Annotated in this window: 17 protein-coding genes; 3 read left to right on the top strand and 14 right to left on the bottom strand. The window is 65.7% G+C overall.

Annotated elements, in window-relative coordinates; translation table 11 throughout:
* The 14 genes from gspD to gpmA form a co-directional block, all read right to left on the bottom strand.
* Positions 1-2,238 carry a type II secretion system secretin GspD gene (gene gspD / locus GJ695_RS19620; RefSeq protein WP_154367660.1) on the bottom strand — a complete coding sequence of 746 codons (2,238 nt, stop codon included), beginning with the start codon at positions 2,236-2,238 and terminating at the stop codon, positions 1-3.
* Between the two features lie 14 nt (positions 2,239-2,252).
* Complete coding sequence (gene gspN, locus GJ695_RS19615; protein WP_154367658.1) at positions 2,253-3,026, bottom strand: type II secretion system protein N; 774 nt, start codon at positions 3,024-3,026, stop codon at positions 2,253-2,255.
* A complete protein-coding gene (locus tag GJ695_RS19610) occupies positions 3,023-3,532 on the bottom strand; it encodes a type II secretion system protein M (RefSeq protein ID WP_154367656.1) in 510 nt (169 codons plus the stop codon). The genes gspN and GJ695_RS19610 overlap by 4 nt, the downstream gene beginning before the upstream one ends.
* Positions 3,529-4,764, bottom strand: coding sequence for a type II secretion system protein GspL (gene gspL / locus GJ695_RS19605; protein ID WP_154367655.1), 1,236 nt, complete (start codon positions 4,762-4,764; stop codon positions 3,529-3,531). The genes GJ695_RS19610 and gspL overlap by 4 nt, the downstream gene beginning before the upstream one ends.
* A 29-nt stretch (positions 4,765-4,793) precedes the next feature.
* Positions 4,794-5,849, bottom strand: a complete 1,056-nt coding sequence (gspK, locus tag GJ695_RS19600) for a type II secretion system minor pseudopilin GspK (protein ID WP_166455012.1) — start codon at positions 5,847-5,849, stop codon at positions 4,794-4,796.
* The gene (locus tag GJ695_RS19595) at positions 5,846-6,502 is read right to left on the bottom strand and encodes a PulJ/GspJ family protein (protein WP_154367653.1); all 657 of its coding nucleotides are present in this window, start codon (positions 6,500-6,502) and stop codon (positions 5,846-5,848) included. The genes gspK and GJ695_RS19595 overlap by 4 nt, the downstream gene beginning before the upstream one ends.
* Complete coding sequence (gspI, locus tag GJ695_RS19590) at positions 6,499-6,870, bottom strand: type II secretion system minor pseudopilin GspI (protein ID WP_154367651.1); 372 nt, start codon at positions 6,868-6,870, stop codon at positions 6,499-6,501. The genes GJ695_RS19595 and gspI overlap by 4 nt, the downstream gene beginning before the upstream one ends.
* A 1-nt stretch (position 6,871) precedes the next feature.
* Complete coding sequence (gene gspH, locus GJ695_RS19585) at positions 6,872-7,342, bottom strand: type II secretion system minor pseudopilin GspH (RefSeq protein WP_154367649.1); 471 nt, start codon at positions 7,340-7,342, stop codon at positions 6,872-6,874.
* 21 nt (positions 7,343-7,363) lie between these two features.
* Complete coding sequence (gspG, locus tag GJ695_RS19580; RefSeq protein WP_154367647.1) at positions 7,364-7,807, bottom strand: type II secretion system major pseudopilin GspG; 444 nt, start codon at positions 7,805-7,807, stop codon at positions 7,364-7,366.
* 130 nt (positions 7,808-7,937) lie between these two features.
* On the bottom strand, positions 7,938-10,055 hold the full coding sequence (locus tag GJ695_RS19575; RefSeq protein WP_154367646.1) for an amidohydrolase family protein: 2,118 nt from the start codon (positions 10,053-10,055) through the stop codon (positions 7,938-7,940).
* Between the two features lie 8 nt (positions 10,056-10,063).
* Positions 10,064-10,831 (bottom strand): HesA/MoeB/ThiF family protein, encoded by a 768-nt coding sequence (locus GJ695_RS19570; protein ID WP_154367644.1) that lies wholly within the window; start codon positions 10,829-10,831, stop codon positions 10,064-10,066.
* A 30-nt stretch (positions 10,832-10,861) separates the two neighbouring features.
* Complete coding sequence (locus GJ695_RS19565; RefSeq protein ID WP_154367642.1) at positions 10,862-12,334, bottom strand: S41 family peptidase; 1,473 nt, start codon at positions 12,332-12,334, stop codon at positions 10,862-10,864.
* A 14-nt stretch (positions 12,335-12,348) separates the two neighbouring features.
* Positions 12,349-13,773: a murein hydrolase activator EnvC family protein gene (locus GJ695_RS19560; protein WP_154367751.1), complete on the bottom strand. Its 1,425-nt coding sequence runs from the start codon at positions 13,771-13,773 to the stop codon at positions 12,349-12,351.
* A 40-nt stretch (positions 13,774-13,813) separates the two neighbouring features.
* Entirely contained in the window at positions 13,814-14,560 is a 747-nt protein-coding gene (gene gpmA, locus GJ695_RS19555) for a 2,3-diphosphoglycerate-dependent phosphoglycerate mutase (RefSeq protein ID WP_154367639.1), read from the bottom strand.
* Positions 14,561-14,660: 100 nt separating this feature from the next.
* Here gpmA and GJ695_RS19550 point away from each other — a divergent pair, with 100 nt between their 5' ends.
* From GJ695_RS19550 to secB, 3 genes are all read left to right on the top strand, one after another.
* Positions 14,661-15,062, top strand: coding sequence for a rhodanese-like domain-containing protein (locus GJ695_RS19550; protein ID WP_166455013.1), 402 nt, complete (start codon positions 14,661-14,663; stop codon positions 15,060-15,062).
* Positions 15,063-15,075: 13 nt separating this feature from the next.
* Positions 15,076-15,336 (top strand): glutaredoxin 3, encoded by a 261-nt coding sequence (gene grxC / locus GJ695_RS19545; protein WP_154359651.1) that lies wholly within the window; start codon positions 15,076-15,078, stop codon positions 15,334-15,336.
* A 170-nt stretch (positions 15,337-15,506) separates the two neighbouring features.
* Positions 15,507-15,980 (top strand): protein-export chaperone SecB, encoded by a 474-nt coding sequence (secB, locus tag GJ695_RS19540; RefSeq protein ID WP_154359650.1) that lies wholly within the window; start codon positions 15,507-15,509, stop codon positions 15,978-15,980.
* Positions 15,981-15,984: the final 4 nt, after the last annotated feature.

The following is a 15,984-nucleotide window of genomic DNA, read 5'->3' as shown; positions in this document are numbered from 1 at the left end:
TTACTGTTGCGGCACCGGTTGAGGTACTGGCTGAATATTCGAAGCGCCGCCCGGCAGGCGCGAAGGCAGCGGCGCAGGCGGCACCGGCGCGGCAATGCCGCCACCGCCGACCGGCGCACCGTTCTGCAGCGCCGGCAGCACCGCCTGGCCCAGATCCTTCACCAGCGCGCCTTCCGGCGGCTGGATGTTCTCCTGCTGGCCGCGCATGTAGTCGTAGCGGTCGGTGGCCAGACTGATGCTCTGCTCCTTGCTGCGGATGACCACAGGGCGCAGGAACACCATCAGGTTGGTCTTCTTGCGGGTACGGCTCTGGTACTTGAACAGGTTGCCGATCACCGGCAGGCTGCCCAGGCCCGGCACCTTGTCGGTGCCGTCGCCTTCGGTGTCCTCGATCAGGCCTCCGAGCACGATGATCTGGCCGTCGTCGGCGATCACGTTGTTCTCGATCACGCGGTTGTTCAGCGTGATGCCGGAAGCGGCGGTCAGCGTCGATTTATCCACGCTCGACGTCTCGTGGTAGATCGCCAGCTTGATGGTGCCGCCTTCGGAAATCTGCGGCCGCACTTTCAGCGTCAGGCCCACGTCCTTGCGGTCGATGGTCTGGAACGGATTGCTGTTGGTGCCGGAGGTGGTGGTGAACTGGCCGGTCAGGATCGGCACGTTCTGGCCGACGCGGATGGTGGCCAGCTCGTTGTCCAGCGTGATCATGTTCGGCGTCGACAGGATGTTGGCGTTGGCGTCCGATTCCAGCGCGTGCGCCAGCAGCCCCAGGCCGGTCTTGTTGAACAGGCCGAAGGACACGCCGTTGCTCGGCAGGACGGTGCCGCCGCCGGCGTAGATCGAGGTCAGGTTGTTGTTGGTGCCGCCGGTGGTGAACGATTGCAGCACGCCGACCCGCGTCGTGCTGTTCGAATTGCCGGTCGCGCCGACCCACTGCACGCCGAACTCGGAGGCCTTGTCGGACGTGACCTCGACGATCAGCGATTCGATATAGACCTGCGCGCGGCGCACGTCCAGCTGGTCGATCACGGCGCGCAGGTTGCGGTACACCGATTCCGGCGCGGTGATGATCAGGGTGTTGGTGGTGGCGTCGGCCTGGATGTAGCCGGCGCTGCCGCCGCCGCTGTTCTGCTGCTGGTTGTTGTTCCCGGTCAGCAGCGGATTGGTAGGGCCGGAACTGCCGGTGCCGGAACCGCTGGTGCTCGAGCTGCTCGACGTATTGCTGAAATTATTGTTCGCGTTGCCGCTGTTTTGCGCATTGGCGCCGCTGCCGCTATTGCCGCTGTTGGTCTGCGAGGAGTCGCCGGACACCACCGAGCGCAGCGTCTGCGCCAGCTTGGTCGCCTCCGCGTTCTTCAGGTAGACCACGTGCACATTGCCCAGTTCCTGGGTCGGCTGATCGAGCTTGGCGATCAGCGACTTGGCCAGGTTGGCGCGCGCCAGCGACGGCGCGCGCAGGATCAGGGAGTTGGTGCGCGGATCGGCCAGCACCGACACCTTGCTGGTATCGCCGCCGCCGGCGCCGGCGGCGGCACCGTCCATCAGCTTGTTCATCATCGCCGCCAGGTCGCTGGCGATGGCGTAGCGCACCGGGATCACATCGAGGTCGGTGACGGCCGGCGCGTCCAGCGCGGCGACGATCTTGGCCAGGCGCTTGACGTTGTCGGCGTAGTCGGTCACCACCACGCTGTTGTTGCCCGGATTGGCGTTGACGGTATTGTTCGGCGAGATCAGGGGACGCAGCACCGTCACCACGTTGGCGGCCGACTCGTAATTCAGGTGGAAGATCTGGCTGACGATCTGGTCGCCCTTGGCCGTGGCCTGCGCCGCACCGACCTGCGTCGGGCTGGCCTGCAGCTTGGCGTCCGCTTCCGGCACCACCTTGGCGAAGCCGTCGCCGCTGACCACCGCATAGCCTTGCAGGCGCAGCGCGGAGGTCAGCAGGCTGAAGGCCTGCGACTTGGTCACCGGTTTTTCCGACACCACCGTCAGCGTGCCTTTGACGCGCGGATCGATGACGAAGGTGATGTTGGTGTAGTGGCCGACCGCCTTGATCACCGATTCGATATCGGCGCCGACAAAGTTCAGCGCAGCGTCGTCCGCGACGGCTTGCGCCTGCAATGGCAACAGCAGCATGGCCGCGGTGGGCGCGGCGCTGATCGCACAGCACAGCATCGCACCTGCGCTCAGGCGGCGCAGCGCAGGAAGACGGGATTTGCTCATGGACTGATTTTTCATAGTCGGACTTTATCTTAGTGGAACTCTAATGCGATGACGTTACGGTCACTACCTGGCTTGCGCTGGCCCAGCAAATTCAACAGATTGGCCAGTGCTTCTTCGTTTCCTTGTGCTGCCTCGGCCTGCCCGGAAAACTGCAGGCGGCCGTTGTTCAAACTGCCCCGGCCACTCAACAACAGCGGCCCCTTGACGGAGCTGAGCGCCAACTGCGCCTGCTGGCCGTGCCAGTCCAGCGCCAGCGCGTAGCTGCCCAGCGGCCGGATCGACGACAGGCGCGAGGCCATGTCGCTCATCTCCAGCGTGGTGCGGCCCTCGACGCTGGCCTGGCGGTTTTCCAGCGCCAGCTCCAGCCCGGTCCACGACAGGCGCATGGTGCCGCTCGGCGCCAGCGTATTCAATGGCGCGCCCAGGCCGGACAGCCCTTCGGCCGGCAGCAGCAGCGCCGACGGACTCAGTTGCCAGCGCGACCAGCTGCCGCGGAACGTCACCGCCTGCGCCAGCGCCTCCGGATTATCCAATTGCAGGTCGACCATGCCGATCAGCGACAGCGGCGAAATCTTCCAGCTGAAGCGCCCCGGCAGCAGCGGCGTGACCGGGCCGTTGTTGCCCGCCGCGCCGCCGACAAAGGCCGAACCGCGCCACAGCGTACCTTGCGCATCCCCCAGCGTCAAACGGCCGCCGGTGCGCTGTTCGACGATGGAACCGAGCCACGCCGCCGGAAAGAATACCAGCAGTGTGATGACCACCGTCAGCGCGATGGTCAGCAACCATAGCACGGCGCGTTTCATCGGGCTCCCTGGCGCAGCGTCAGCGTGCCGTTGACCACGCCCGCCGTGTCCTGCGCGGTGAAGCTGGCGTCCACCACGTTGATGCGGCTTTCGGTGCGGATCGCATTCAGCCAGTCGACGATGCCGGCATACTGCGCGCCGGTGAACTGCAGCTTGGCGTATTCGCCGGTGACGTTGAGCGACTGCGGATTGAGGCCGCGCGCGGCAAGGCCGGCGTTCAGGTTATCGCGGGTCATCGGCGTCGGCGCGATGGTGTTCTGGCCTTGCAGCGCCTGCGCCTCGCGCGCCATGCCCTGCATCTCGGCGGCCTGCTGGTGCAGCTGCGGCAGTTCCTTGTGCAGCCTGTCGGCGCCGCTCATGGCGGGATCGATGGCGATGCTGTAGAACAGCCCCAGGCCGACGACGATGCCGCCGATGCGCAGCAGCTTGCGTTCCTGCTCGGTGCGCGCCAGCCAGAAGGCGTCGGCGCGCGCGCGCAGCGTGGTCCATGGATTCGGCTTGCTCATGTTTTTCCTCCTGCGGTCAGCGGCTGGATCTTCCAGGCGCCCGGCGTCGGCTCCAGCAGATCGAGCTTGCGGCCGGCCAGCGCGGCGCGCAGCTGCTGCATCGCCGCCGCGTCCACGGTATTCGGTTTGACCTTGACCAGCAAGGCATGCTCCTTGTATTCCAGCGTGGCGATGACGTCCTTGCGCGGCAGGACGTTCAGCGCTTCGCCGAAGGCCGCGCTGAGGGTGACGAATTCATCGCCGCCGGCTTCGCCGCTGTTGGCTTTCGCCAGGCGGATATTGCGCGTCATCTGATCCATTGGCGCCGCCACCAGCGGTTCTTTCGGATAGACCGACTTGAAGGTCTGCACCATCGACTGGCCCACCACCTTGGCTTCGCCGCGCAGGCGCAGCCACTCGATATTCACGCCGACCACATTGATCAGCAGCGCCACCACGGCGATGCGCACCGGCCAGCGCCAGCGCTGCCACGCACGCGCCGAAGCGCCGTTGTTGCCGAGCGCAGGCGCCAGGTCCAGCCCCGCGCCGCGCGCGCCCGCCACCCAGTGCGCCCAATGGTCCTCTTCCAGCGTCAAATGGGGAATTGCGGCGGCCAGCGACGCGAACTGCGCCTTCTGCGCCGCCGGCAGGTACAGCGTCACCGGCTGCTCGCCGGCCAGCGCGCGCAGCGTTTGCAGCGCGGCCTGCGGTTGCGCCGGCAGGGTCATGCCCAGGCCTTCGAACTGCGACTGGCGCATCATCAGGTCGTAACCGGCGTCGCCGGCCACCAGCGCGGCCGACACGGCGCCCGGCTGGAACGGCAGGCACAGTTGCGACGGCACCACCGACACCGCCTGCGCGCCCTGCGCCAGCAGCGCCTTGACCAACACTTCCAGCCAGGCGCGCTGCACCACGGCGACGGTGCGCAGACCTTCGTCATCGGCGGCGGTGGCGGCCAGCACGCAATCGTTCGGATCGCCCAGCACCTGTTCTTCCACCAGCGCCGGCAGCGCCGCTTTCAGACGGCTGGCCGACAGCGGCGGCGCTTTCACGCGCAGCAGCGTGGTGTCGGCGGCGGCCAGCAGCAGCGTCACGCGGCGCGCGGACGCCACCATGTCCGCCAGGTTGCCCAGCGGGGAAACGCCCTGCTGCAGCAGATTGCCGCCATCGCCCACCAGCGCGAACGGGCAGGTCTGCGCCGCGCCGCTGTCGACGCTGGCCTTGGCCGGATAGCGGATAAATAGTGTAGTCAAAGGATCTCGCTTTCGTTCATCGCTGTTCTTTAGTATTCCCGTATCCATTCCACCGAGGTGGCGGCCATCCTGCCCGGCCGCCGCAGCAGGGACTGCGTTTCAAGCGAAGCGCGGTCCAGCTTTACCCGGCTGTAGGCCAGGAAGAAATCGCTGCGCACGTCATACGGCACCACCGGCCGCTTGCCGGCCAATTGCGACACGCTCGTAAAATCGGTCACCAGGCGGTAATACACCGTCTTGCGCGTATTGACCATCGCCTGCGCATCCGACAGCGACAGGCCCTGCACCAGCGCCGACAGCAGCTCGGCCGGCGCGGTGTTCACATTGACCGCCGTCGCGCGGACCGGCAGCACGATCACATAGTCGCGCAACTGGTCGATGGCCGGCGGCGAGAAACCGCTCACCGCCAACAGATCCTCGGCCCGCACCAGTCCCAGCGGTTCGCTGCCGCCACCGCTGGCGGTGCCGGTGGTGGCGGTCGTGCCCGTCGTGCCGCCGGTGCCGGTAGTGCCGGTTGTTCCGCCGCTGCCGGTAGCGCCGCCGGCGCTGCCGGTGCCGCCGCCCGGGCCGCCGCCGGCTTGCTGCGCGGCCGATAGGCTTTGGGATTTCAACACCAGCTCGGCCACGCCCTGCGCCAGCCCCGAGTCCAGCCGCAGGTTGCTCAACAAGCGCTGGAACACCGCGACCTGCTCGGCATTCACCTTGCCGTTATCCGCCAGGTTGGCAAGATTGTAGCGCGCCTGCGCATCCGTCATGCGGCCGGACAGCGTGGCGTTGAAATTTTCACCTTGCAGACGCTCGCGCTCGACATAATCGTCCAGCCGCGTTTCCTCCAGCGGCGTGGCCCACACGCCGTTCAGCTGCGTGAACAGGGGCGAGTCGATCACGTCCTGGTTCAGGATCAGGCGGCTCAGGTCCAGCGCGCCGCGCAAGATCCAGCGCGTTTGCAGTTGCAGGCGCTGGTTCTCCATCGAGCGCACCTGCACCTGCTGCTGCCAGAACAGGCTGGCGACGATGGTCACCGCCAGCGTTGTCAGCAGCAGCGCCGTGACCACGGCCACCCCGCGTTGGCGCCGGATCTTCACAGGGCCCCCAGCAGGAAGGACTTCACCATCGGGACCTGGCGCCCTTGCAGCGTCAGCGACACTTCCATGCCGGTCGGCAGGCCGGTGATGCCGGCGGTGGTCACGCCGGCCGCCGCCTGCCAGCCGCCCGCGTTGGCGGCGGTGGGAATCGTCCCGGCACCGGGCACCCAGAAGCGCATGCTCATGCCCTGCACGCTGGCCTGCAGCGCCACGGCGGCGGCGGGATCGGTATCGCTGAGCGCCGCCTGCCACAGGCTGTCCAGCTGCGTCAGCTCGCGCGTGTAGGCCGATTCGCGCCGCGTCAGCACGCCGTCGGCGTTGACGCGGTAGGACACCACCTGCAATTGCGTCGGCTGGTTCTCCGCCATCACCATGCGCACCAGCGTGATGCGGCCGTCCTCGGCCTGGATGAAGGCGCGGTTGTGCACCAGCGCGCCGATGGCCAGGTTTTCGCAGTCGCTCTGCAGCTGCGCGAAGGCCAGCTGCATGCCGCGCGTCTGCTCCATGTCGGCGGTCAGCGTGGCGCGCGAACGGATGATGCTGTCGAGGCCGCGCCAGCCCAGCACCGCGATCACGGCCAGGATGGAGATGGCCAGCAGCAGTTCGATCAGCGTGAAGCCGGGCGCGCGGGAGGTCATGCGAGAGGCGGTCATGAATTGAGCACCAGTTGGACCAGCTTGATGATGCGGCGCTCCGGATGGCTGATCTCGTACACGCTGACCTCGACCCGGCGGAAGCGCGGATTCGGGCTGGCGATGACTTCTTCCTCGCACATCAGCTGCAGGTCGCCCTGCGGGCATTCGTAGGTGGTCTTGCCGATCGGCGGGAATACGTGCGACAGGCGCATCTGCACCAGCCGGTTCTCGGCCGACCAGGTGGCCATCATGTTGGCGCGCAGGCTGTCGCTGTTGCCGGTCAGGCTGCCGACCGCGCGCAGCGACGCGATCAGCGCGGTGGCGACGATCATCAGCGCGACCAGCACTTCCAGCATGGTGAAACCTCGGGACGATGAGCGGCGCATGTCAGTCCACCGTGAAATGGCCGATGCCGTCGGCGCGGATGGCGACGCTGGTGCCGTCGCTGGCGGCCATGGTCAGCACAAAGGGTTTGTCGACCGGCTCGCGGCCGAAGACGATGCGCAGCGTGGCTTCCGGCAGCGCCGGCGGCGGGTCCAGCATCAGGGTGACCGGCGCCTGCTTGAATTCGCGTTCGCGCAGCAGGTCGTCCTGCACCACCGGCTCCCATTGCTTGTTGTCGTTGCGGATGACGAAACGGTAACTGTCGCCGCCCGCCTCGAAGGCGATCTGGCGGTTGCGCACGATGGCCTCGTCGCGCGCCAGTTGCAGCAGCAGCGCGATGCGCTTGGCGTCCTGCTGCATGGCCTGCTTCTGGCCCGGCATGGCGTTAAGCGACACCAGCCCCAGCGTGATGCCCAGGATGACCATCACCACCAGCAGTTCGATCAGCGTGAAGCCACGCTGGCCGGTGCGCATGATACCGTGTCCCTTCAGTGCTCAGTTTTCCCAGGAACCGATGTCGGCGTCGTCGCCGGTGCCGCCCGGCTGGCCGTCGGCGCCGTAGGAGAACACATCGATCTCGCCCTTGATGCCGGGCGACAGGTACTGGTACTGGTTGCCCCACGGGTCTTTCGGCATTTTCTCGACGTAGCCGCCGGCTTTCCAGCCGTTGGCCGCCGGACCGGCCGTCGGTTTTTCGAGCAGCGCCTGCAGGCCCTGTTCGGTGGTCGGGTAGCGCTGGTTATCCAGCTTGTACAGCTTGAGCGCCTGCATGATGGTCGCGATATCGACCTTGGCGGCGGCGACTTTCGACTCGCCGGCGCGGTTCAGCAGCTTGGGCACCACCAGCGCGGCCAGCACGCCCATGATCACCACGACCACCATGATTTCAATCAGCGTAAAACCGCGTTGCATGCGGCGGCGAAGGTTCAGCTTTTTCATAATTTGATAACAGATAAAAATGAGTGCAGAGTATAAGGCGGAATCCGGGCCATGGCGACATTTGGCAGCGATTTATCCGCTTTGGCGCTTAAATCAATCTTAATATGACAGTTTCTTTACAAGGTCTTACTCAATCCCGCTTGCGGGCGCTGGCTTCGATGCGGGCGCGGGCGCCGTCGTTGCCGCCGCCGTAGACGGCCGCCAGCGGCGTGGTGCTTTTGACCACTTGCGGCGCCGCGCCGACGAACGGCGCGATGCCCAGCGTGGCGTCGATTTCCTGCGGGTAGATCAGGAAGCCGCGCGTGATCACCGCCGCCACCTTGCGCACGTCCTCGATGTTTTGGGTCGGATCGCCGTCGACCAGCACGATATCGGCCAGCTTGCCGGGGGCGATGCTGCCGCGCTCGTTGCTGGTGCGGGTGTAGCGCGCGCCGTTGCGGGTGGCCACCTGCAGCGCCTGCGCCGGCGTCAGGCCGGCCTTGACCAGCAGCGCCAGCTCGGAGTGCAGCGTAAAACCAGCGATGTCGTCGGTGCCGGCCACGATCGGCACGCCGGCCTTGTACATGATGCCGACGAACCGCACCATCTTGGCGTAGGACTTCTCGTAGCGCTTAAGCTGCGCGTCGCCGTCGATCTTCATGGTGCCGACCTTGAAGCCGCGCGCCACGTCCGGCGGCATGTGCGCGGCCACCGAGGCGTATGGTTCGTTCATGTCGCCGTCGCGCTGCTTGAGGAAGGCGAAGGTGGCCATGGTCGGATCGATCGAAATCTGCTTCCTGGCCAGGTAGGCCACGAAGTCCTTCACCGGCCTGGAGTTGAAGTCCAGGTCCGCCACTTTTTCGGCCGGCAGCACGAAGCGGTTCAGGTCGCGCGTTTCGGTGTCCGGCTTGACCAGGAAATTCAGCAGCACCTGGTTGATGTGCTGGATTTCGTCGTAGCCGGCGTCCAGCGCCTCCTGCGCGCGCAGGCCGACCGGAATGTGGCCGGAGACGCGCATGCCGCGGCTGTGCGCATAGGCCACCGTCTCCTTCAGGATGGCTTTCGGGAAGGAGTTATAGATCTTCAGCTGCGGGTAGCCGCGTTCCGCGTACCAGTCGACGGCCTCCTTGGCGCCCTTCAGATCCTTGATGACGAAGCCGTTGTTGGCGCTGTACGGGCTTTCGCCTTCGAGGAAGCCGGCCGGCACCACCTGCGGCGCCAGCAGCTTGCCGGCGGCGGTTTCGTCCAGCATGGCCTGCAGCTGGGCGTTGTCGTTGCCCATGTCGCGCACGCTGGTGACGCCGGTGGACATGTCCAGCGCGCCGGACCAGCGGTCGACGTGGGCGTGCAGGTCGAACAGGCCAGGCAGCACGATGCGGCCGGCGGCGTCGATGGTGTTGTCGGCCTCGCGCACCGGCGCGCCGGCCGGCAGCACGGCGGTGATGCGGCCGCGCAGCACGTAGATGTCGGACGGCCGGCCGACGGTGGCGCGGTCGCTGTCGAAGATGCGGGCGTTGCGCACCACCGTCAGGCCGGTCAGCGGATGCTGCAGTCTGGCGGCGACATCGGCCAGCATCTGGTTCTCGGCGGTTTTCTGGCGCGCGGCCAGCGTCGGCGCGGCGGCCTGCCAGCCCTCTTCCAGCATGTTGGCGAAGCCGGGCATGATCACGCCGAACAGGCGCGGTTGCGCGCCGGAGGTCGCCCAGTAGAACGAGGGCGACAGGCCGACGCCGGTCTGCGCCAGCAGGCGCACGGTTTGTTTCTGGCCGTTGGCGCTGGTGACTTCCACCTGGTCCAGCTCACGCTGCGACAGCGTACCGGAGGGCAGCAGCGCCAGCTTGGCGTCCGGGGTGTGCGCCAGCGCGGCGATGGCGATCGATTCCACTTCAAACGAGCCATTCAGCGGCAGGTAGACGGCCGGGCCGCTGACGGTTTTTTGCCCCTGCTCCGAGGTGGAGGCCCACTCGGCCTGGTCGCCCTGGCGGCTGAAGCGTTCGTCGACCACGGCGCCGAAGGTGGAATTGCCCTTGACCGCATATTCCGTCATGACGCCGTCGGCGCCCAGGCGGAACTGCTCGGTCAGATCCGGGCCACGACCGTTGTCCTTGTAGGCGAAACGCACCCTGGTCAGGCCGTCGTCCAGGCGCTCGACCACCTGCTCGCCGATCTGCTTCTGGTTTTCCGCGATGATCAGGTAGCGAGTAGTGCTGGCGGCCTGCGCGCCGAAGGCGGCGGCCAGTGCGAGCGGCAGGACGGCGAGGCGTTTCATCAGCAAGGTCAAGCTCCGGGTGGCGGGTTGTTGGCGGCGCAGACCGGGCAATCGCCATGGCGGGCGACGCCGATGCTGGTCCATTCCATGTGCAGGCCGTCGAGCATCATCAGGCGCCCGGCCAGCGACGCGCCGACGCCCATCAGCAGCTTGAGCGCCTCGGCCGCCTGCATGGCGCCGACCACGCCCACCAGCGGCGCGAACACGCCCATGGTGGAACAGGCCACATCCTCAAACTTCTGGTCCTGCGGGAACAGGCAGGAATAGCAGGGCTGCTCGCCGCCGCGCGGATCGAACACGCTGATCTGGCCGTCGAAGCGGATCACGGCGCCGGACACCAGCGGCTTGCGCGCCGCCACGCAGGCGCGGTTGACGGCGTGGCGGGTGGCGAAGTTGTCGGTGCAGTCCAGCACCACGTCGGCGGCGGCCACCAGCGCGGCCAGGCGCGCGTCGTCCACGCGTTCATTCAGCGCGGTGACGGTGATTTCGGGATTGATCTGCAACAGCGTCTGGCGCGCCGACGCGGCCTTGCCCTGGCCGACGCGTTCCGTGGTGTGGGCGATCTGGCGCTGCAGGTTGGTCAGGTCGACCGTGTCGTCGTCGACCAGCGTGATGTGGCCGACGCCGGCCGACGCCAGGTACATCGCGGCCGGCGAACCGAGGCCGCCGGCGCCGATCACCAGCGCCTGCGCGTCGAGCAGCCGTTGCTGGCCCTCGATGCCGATTTCGTCGAGCAGGATGTGGCGCGAGTAGCGCAGCAGTTGTGAGTCGTTCATCTCTCTGTGCGGCGGCGTGGGCGCCAGCGGTTACTTGGTGACGGGCGCCTTCGGCAGCGGCTGTTCCTTGGGCTGCGAATCGGACTGGGTTTCGCCGACGTCGCTGACCGGCTTGGCGTCCGCCTTCGACAGTTGGACCGGCAGGCCCTTGAAATGGTTCAGCGCCTGCGCCAGCTGGAAGTCGTCCCTGGAGCCGAATTCCACCGGCTTGGTTTTCTTCGCCAGCGCGGCCAGGCGTTGTTCGTCTTCCAGCACGTCCCGCTTGTTGGTCTCTTCCGGGTCCTTGTCGTTGCCGAGGTGTTTTTGCAGGTCGGCTTCGCGGATGCGCAGGCGGTTCATGCCATCGCCGTCGGCGCTTTCGTCGACCAGCAGGTCGGGCGTGATGCCGCGCGCCTGGATGGCGCGGTTCTTCGGCGTGTAGTAGCGGGCGGTGGTCAGCTTGACGGCGGTATCGGCGGTCAGCTGGCGCAGCGTCTGCACCGAGCCCTTGCCGAAGGTCTGCGTGCCGATGATGGTGGCGCGCTTGTAGTCCTGCAGCGCGCCGGCGACGATTTCCGAGGCCGAGGCGGAACCGGCGTTCACCAGCACCACCATCGGCACGTCTTTCAGGCCGGCCGGCAGCTTGGCCAGCGGGTCGTTCTTGGCGCGCGGCGCATAGAATTCCTGGCGGCCGTAGAAGGTTTCCTTGGAACTCAGCAGCTGGCCGTTGGTCGAGACGATCACCGCATCCTTGGGCAGGAAGGCGGCCGAGACGCCGATGGCGCCCGGCACCACGCCGCCCGGATCGTTGCGCAGGTCCAGCACCAGGCCTTTGATGTGCGGGTCCTGCTGGTACAGGGCGGTGATCTTCCTGGCCATGTCGTCGACGGTCGGTTCCTGGAATTGCGAGATGCGCACCCACGCGTAGCCCGGCTCGATGATCTTGGCCTTGACGCTCTGCACGCGGATTTCCTCGCGCGTGACGTTGAAGATCAGCGGCTTGTCCTCGTCCTTGCGGCTGATGGTGACGCTGACCTTGGAGTGCGGCTCGCCGCGCATCTTCTTGACCGACTCGTCCAGCGACATGCCCTTGATCAGGGTGCCGTCGATGCGGGTGATCAGGTCGCCGGCCTTGATGCCGGCCTTGAACGCCGGCGTGTCCTCGATCGGCGAGACGACGCGGATGTAGCCGTCTTCCAGGCCCACTTCAACGCCGATGCCGACGAATTTGCCGGCCACCGTCTCGCGCATTTCGCGGAAGGCTTTTTTATCCAGGTAGACCGAATGCGGATCGAGCGACGACACCATGCCGGAAATGGCTTCCGTCAGCAGCTTCTTGTCGTCGACGGTTTCGACGTAGTCGGTCTTGATCAGGCCGAACACATCGGACAACTGGCGCAGCTCTTCCAGCGGCAGCGGCGTGCCGACGGCTTTTTGCGCAATGGCGGAAAACTGGAAGGAGGCGGCAACACCAGCCACCATACCGAGGCCGATCAGGCCGATGCTCTTGACTTTGTTGCCCATAGTTTCCGCGAACCTTAAAACTTGACCCAGCCAGCCGGATCGAATGCTGCGCCCTGATGGCGAAGTTCAAAGTATAGCCCCGATTCCTCGTTGCCGCCGCTGTTACCTGCGCTGGCAATCGGATCGCCGGCCTTGACCACGTCGCCGATGCGTTTCAGCAGCGACTGGTTATTGCCATAAATGCTCATGTACTGGCCGCCGTGATCGACGATGATCAGGTTGCCGAAGCCGCGCAGCCAGTCGGCAAACACCACCCGGCCGGCGGCCACCGCGTGCACGTCGGTGCCTTCGGTGGCGCGGATGAACACGCCCTTCCAGCTCGGGCCGTCGCCGCGGCGCGAACCGAACTTGGCGGCGACCTTGCCCGCCATCGGCGAACGCAGCTGGCCTTTCAGGCTGGCGAAGGCGCCGGCCGGCGCGGCGGGCGCCAGCGCGATGTCGGCCGCCCTGGCCGGGGTTTCGTTCACCGGTTCCGGCGCCGGCGCTGGCTTGACGGCCGCCACTTTCGGCGGCTCGTCGGCATCGATGGCGTCGGCCGGATTCGGCGCGGCCGGCTTGATGGTGCCGGACTTGGTGGTGTTGGCCCTGGCCAGGCGCTGGCGTTCGGCCTCGGCGGCCTTGGCCCTGGCCAGCGCGCGGGCGTCGGCCTCCGCCTTGGCCTTGGCGGCGGCTTTGGCGGCGGCCACCTGCTCCAGGCGTTTCTTCTCGGCGGCCGCGGCGGCGGCCTGCTCGGCGATCAGCTTGTTCAGCTTGTCGACCAGGCCGGCCATGCGCTGCTCGTCGCGCTCCAGGTTGCCCGCTTCCTTGCGCTGCGACACCAGTTTGTTCGACAGGCTGGCCAGCAGGGCCGCGCGGCGGCCTTTTTCCTGCTCCAGCCTGGCTTTCTGCTGCAATTGTTCCTGGGCGATTTCTTCCAGCTCGTCCTTGGCGTTCTGCGCCTCCTCCTGGTTGACCTCGACGGCCTTCAGGTTGGCGCGCAGCGCTTCCAGCAGCCGCGCCTGCGCCTGCGACACATAGGACAGCATTTGCAGGTCGCGGTTGATGCGGTTCGGGTTGTCGCCGGACAGCAGCAGCTTGATGCGGTCTTCGTTGCCCGCCACGTACTGCTCGCGCAGCAGCTTGGCCAGCTGCTGCTTCTGCTGGGCCACCGTGGCCGCCAGCCGCTCGTGCTCGGCCGACAGCTGCTGCAGCTTGACGTTGGTGTCGCCCTGCTCCTGCTGCAGGTCGCGCAGCGCGCGGTTGGCGTCCGAAATCGCCTTTTCCGACTCGGCCAGCGTATCGGCCGCGTCGTCCTTGGCGCTTTCGGTCTTGCTGATGTCCTTCTTGAGGGTGGACAGCTTCTGCTGCAAGCCGGCGCGCTCGGCCTCGGCCACCGCTTTCTGCTTGCTGCGCTCGGTTGTCTTGCCGAACGGGGCCGCGTTGGCCCCGAGCGACAACATCAGCAGCAAGGCTGCGGTGTGGCGGAACGAAGAAGACAAATTACTTGGCCTTACCCTGGTTGGCCACGGCGGCTTGCGCGGCGGCGATGGCGTCGGCGTCACCCAGGTAGTAGTGACGGATCGGTTTCAGGTTCTCGTCCAGCTCGTAGACCAGCGGCGTGCCGTTCGGGATGTTGAGGCCGACGATGTCGCTGTCGCTGATGCCGTCGAGCATCTTGATCAGCGCGCGCAGGCTGTTGCCGTGGGCCGAGATGATGATTTTCTTGCCGGCCTTGATGGCCGGGGCGATTTCCTCGTCCCACACCGGCACCACGCGGGCCACGGTGTCCTTCAGGCATTCGGTCAGCGGGATCTGCGCTTTCGCCAGGCCGGCGTAGCGCGGGTCGTTGAACGAGGCGCGGTCGTCGCTGGCTTCCAGCGCCGGCGGCGGCGTGTCGTAGCTGCGGCGCCAGACCAGCACCTGCTCGTCGCCGTACTTGGCGGCGGTTTCGCCCTTGTCCAGGCCCTGCAGGGCGCCGTAGTGGCGCTCGTTGAGGCGCCAGTCGTTCTTGATCGGCAGGTACATCATGTCCATCTCGTCCAGCGCCAGCCACAGCGTGCGCACGGCGCGCTTCAGCACCGAGGTATAGGCCAGGTCGAAGGTGAAGCCGCCGTCCTTGAGCAGCTTGCCGGCCTGCTTGGCTTCATTGATGCCTTTCTCGGTCAGGTCGACGTCGGTCCAGCCGGTGAAGCGGTTCGACAGGTTCCAGGTGGATTCGCCATGGCGCATGAAAACGATTTTGTACATGTGGACTATCTTTTCAGGAAAAGTTGGAAAACCGGTGCAATGAGTACTGTAACGGCTTCTATTTTATAATGCGCAGATTAAGTTCAACCATTGGAATCCTGTGAAATTCTTCATTGACAATATTTTCCTCATCGCCGTGGTGCTGGTTTCGGCGGGCGGCCTGCTGTGGCCGGCCCTGACCCAGCGCGGCAAACGCAGCACCCCGCAAGACGTGACGATGTTGATAAATCGCGGCAAAACCACCATTGTGGATGTACGCGATCCCAAGGAATTCGCCGAAGGACACTTGCCGGACGCCAAGAATATCCCGCTGGCCGACCTCGACAAGCGCATCGGCGAACTGGACAAGTTCAAGAGCCGCAGCGTGATCGTCGTCTGCAAGAGTGGCGCGCGTGCTTCGGCCGCCGCTGCTAAACTGGGCAAAGCTGGCTTTGCCGATGTCGTGAACCTGGATGGTGGCATTGCCGCATGGCAAAAAGCCGGCCTGCCACTGGCCAAATAAACAGGAGGTCAAGATGACTGCCGAAGTGATTATGTACACCACCGCCGTCTGCCCCTACTGCACCCGCGCCGAACGGCTGCTGGAAGCCAAGGGCGTGACCGGCCTGAAGAAAATCCGCGTCGATCTGGACCCGGAGCAACGCATGACGATGATGCAAAAGACCGGCCGCCGCACCGTGCCGCAAATCTATATCGGCGACACCCATGTCGGCGGTTTCGACGATTTGTATGCGCTGGATCAAGCTGGCGGTTTGTCACCCTTGTTGAATGGCTAACAGACCCCAAATACGACAAACGGCGGCCGGAAATCCGTTGAAACCATAATGGTTTTGATACAATTGCCTTCGCGTTTGATTTGAGCTGTGTTTAGCCATAGCAAGCAAACATTATCCAGAGCGGCTTGCGTGAATGAAGCCGCTCGTTTTCACTACAACGAAAGCGTTCCATGTCTGAAGAAAATCTGCAACCAGTATTCCAAATCCAACGCGTCTACCTGAAAGACCTGTCGCTGGAACAACCGAATTCGCCAGGCATCTTCCTGGAACAGGAAGCCCCGACCATCGAAGTCGCACTGGACGTTGGCGCCGAGCCGCTGGCTGACGGCATCTTCGAATCGACCGTGACCATCACCGTGACCGCCAAAGTCAAAGACAAAGTCGCGTTCCTGGTGGAAGGCAAGCAAGCTGGTATCTTCGAGGCACGCAACATTCCAGCCGACCAGCTGGACCCGCTGCTGGGCATCGGTTGCCCGAACATCGTGTACCCATACCTGCGCGCCAACATCGCCGACACCATCACCCGTGCCGGTTTCCCACCAGTGCACCTGGCTGAGATCAACTTCGAAGTGTTCTACCAGCAGCGTCAACAAGCCATCGCTGAAGCAGCCGCTGCTGCCCCAAGCGCTGACGCGACCCACTAAGCTG

It is taken from the genome of Duganella alba (assembly GCF_009674495.1).
GTDB lineage: Bacteria > Pseudomonadota > Gammaproteobacteria > Burkholderiales > Burkholderiaceae_D > Rugamonas > Rugamonas alba.
The sequence above is the reverse complement of the archived record's forward strand: the minus strand, read 5'-3'. Positions and strand labels throughout refer to the sequence as shown.

Coding starts and splice junctions, on each gene's coding strand:
- gspD (WP_154367660.1), bottom strand. CDS start 2,238: ATGAAAAATCAGTCCATGAGCAAATCCCGTCTTCCTGCGCTGCGCCGC.
- gspN (WP_154367658.1), bottom strand. CDS start 3,026: ATGAAACGCGCCGTGCTATGGTTGCTGACCATCGCGCTGACGGTGGTC.
- GJ695_RS19610 (WP_154367656.1), bottom strand. CDS start 3,532: ATGAGCAAGCCGAATCCATGGACCACGCTGCGCGCGCGCGCCGACGCC.
- GJ695_RS19595 (WP_154367653.1), bottom strand. CDS start 6,502: ATGACCGCCTCTCGCATGACCTCCCGCGCGCCCGGCTTCACGCTGATC.
- gspI (WP_154367651.1), bottom strand. CDS start 6,870: ATGCGCCGCTCATCGTCCCGAGGTTTCACCATGCTGGAAGTGCTGGTC.
- gspH (WP_154367649.1), bottom strand. CDS start 7,342: ATGCGCACCGGCCAGCGTGGCTTCACGCTGATCGAACTGCTGGTGGTG.
- gspG (WP_154367647.1), bottom strand. CDS start 7,807: ATGAAAAAGCTGAACCTTCGCCGCCGCATGCAACGCGGTTTTACGCTG.
- GJ695_RS19575 (WP_154367646.1), bottom strand. CDS start 10,055: ATGAAACGCCTCGCCGTCCTGCCGCTCGCACTGGCCGCCGCCTTCGGC.
- GJ695_RS19570 (WP_154367644.1), bottom strand. CDS start 10,831: ATGAACGACTCACAACTGCTGCGCTACTCGCGCCACATCCTGCTCGAC.
- GJ695_RS19565 (WP_154367642.1), bottom strand. CDS start 12,334: ATGGGCAACAAAGTCAAGAGCATCGGCCTGATCGGCCTCGGTATGGTG.
- GJ695_RS19560 (WP_154367751.1), bottom strand. CDS start 13,773: ATGTTGTCGCTCGGGGCCAACGCGGCCCCGTTCGGCAAGACAACCGAG.
- gpmA (WP_154367639.1), bottom strand. CDS start 14,560: ATGTACAAAATCGTTTTCATGCGCCATGGCGAATCCACCTGGAACCTG.
- grxC (WP_154359651.1), top strand. CDS start 15,076: ATGACTGCCGAAGTGATTATGTACACCACCGCCGTCTGCCCCTACTGC.
- secB (WP_154359650.1), top strand. CDS start 15,507: ATGTCTGAAGAAAATCTGCAACCAGTATTCCAAATCCAACGCGTCTAC.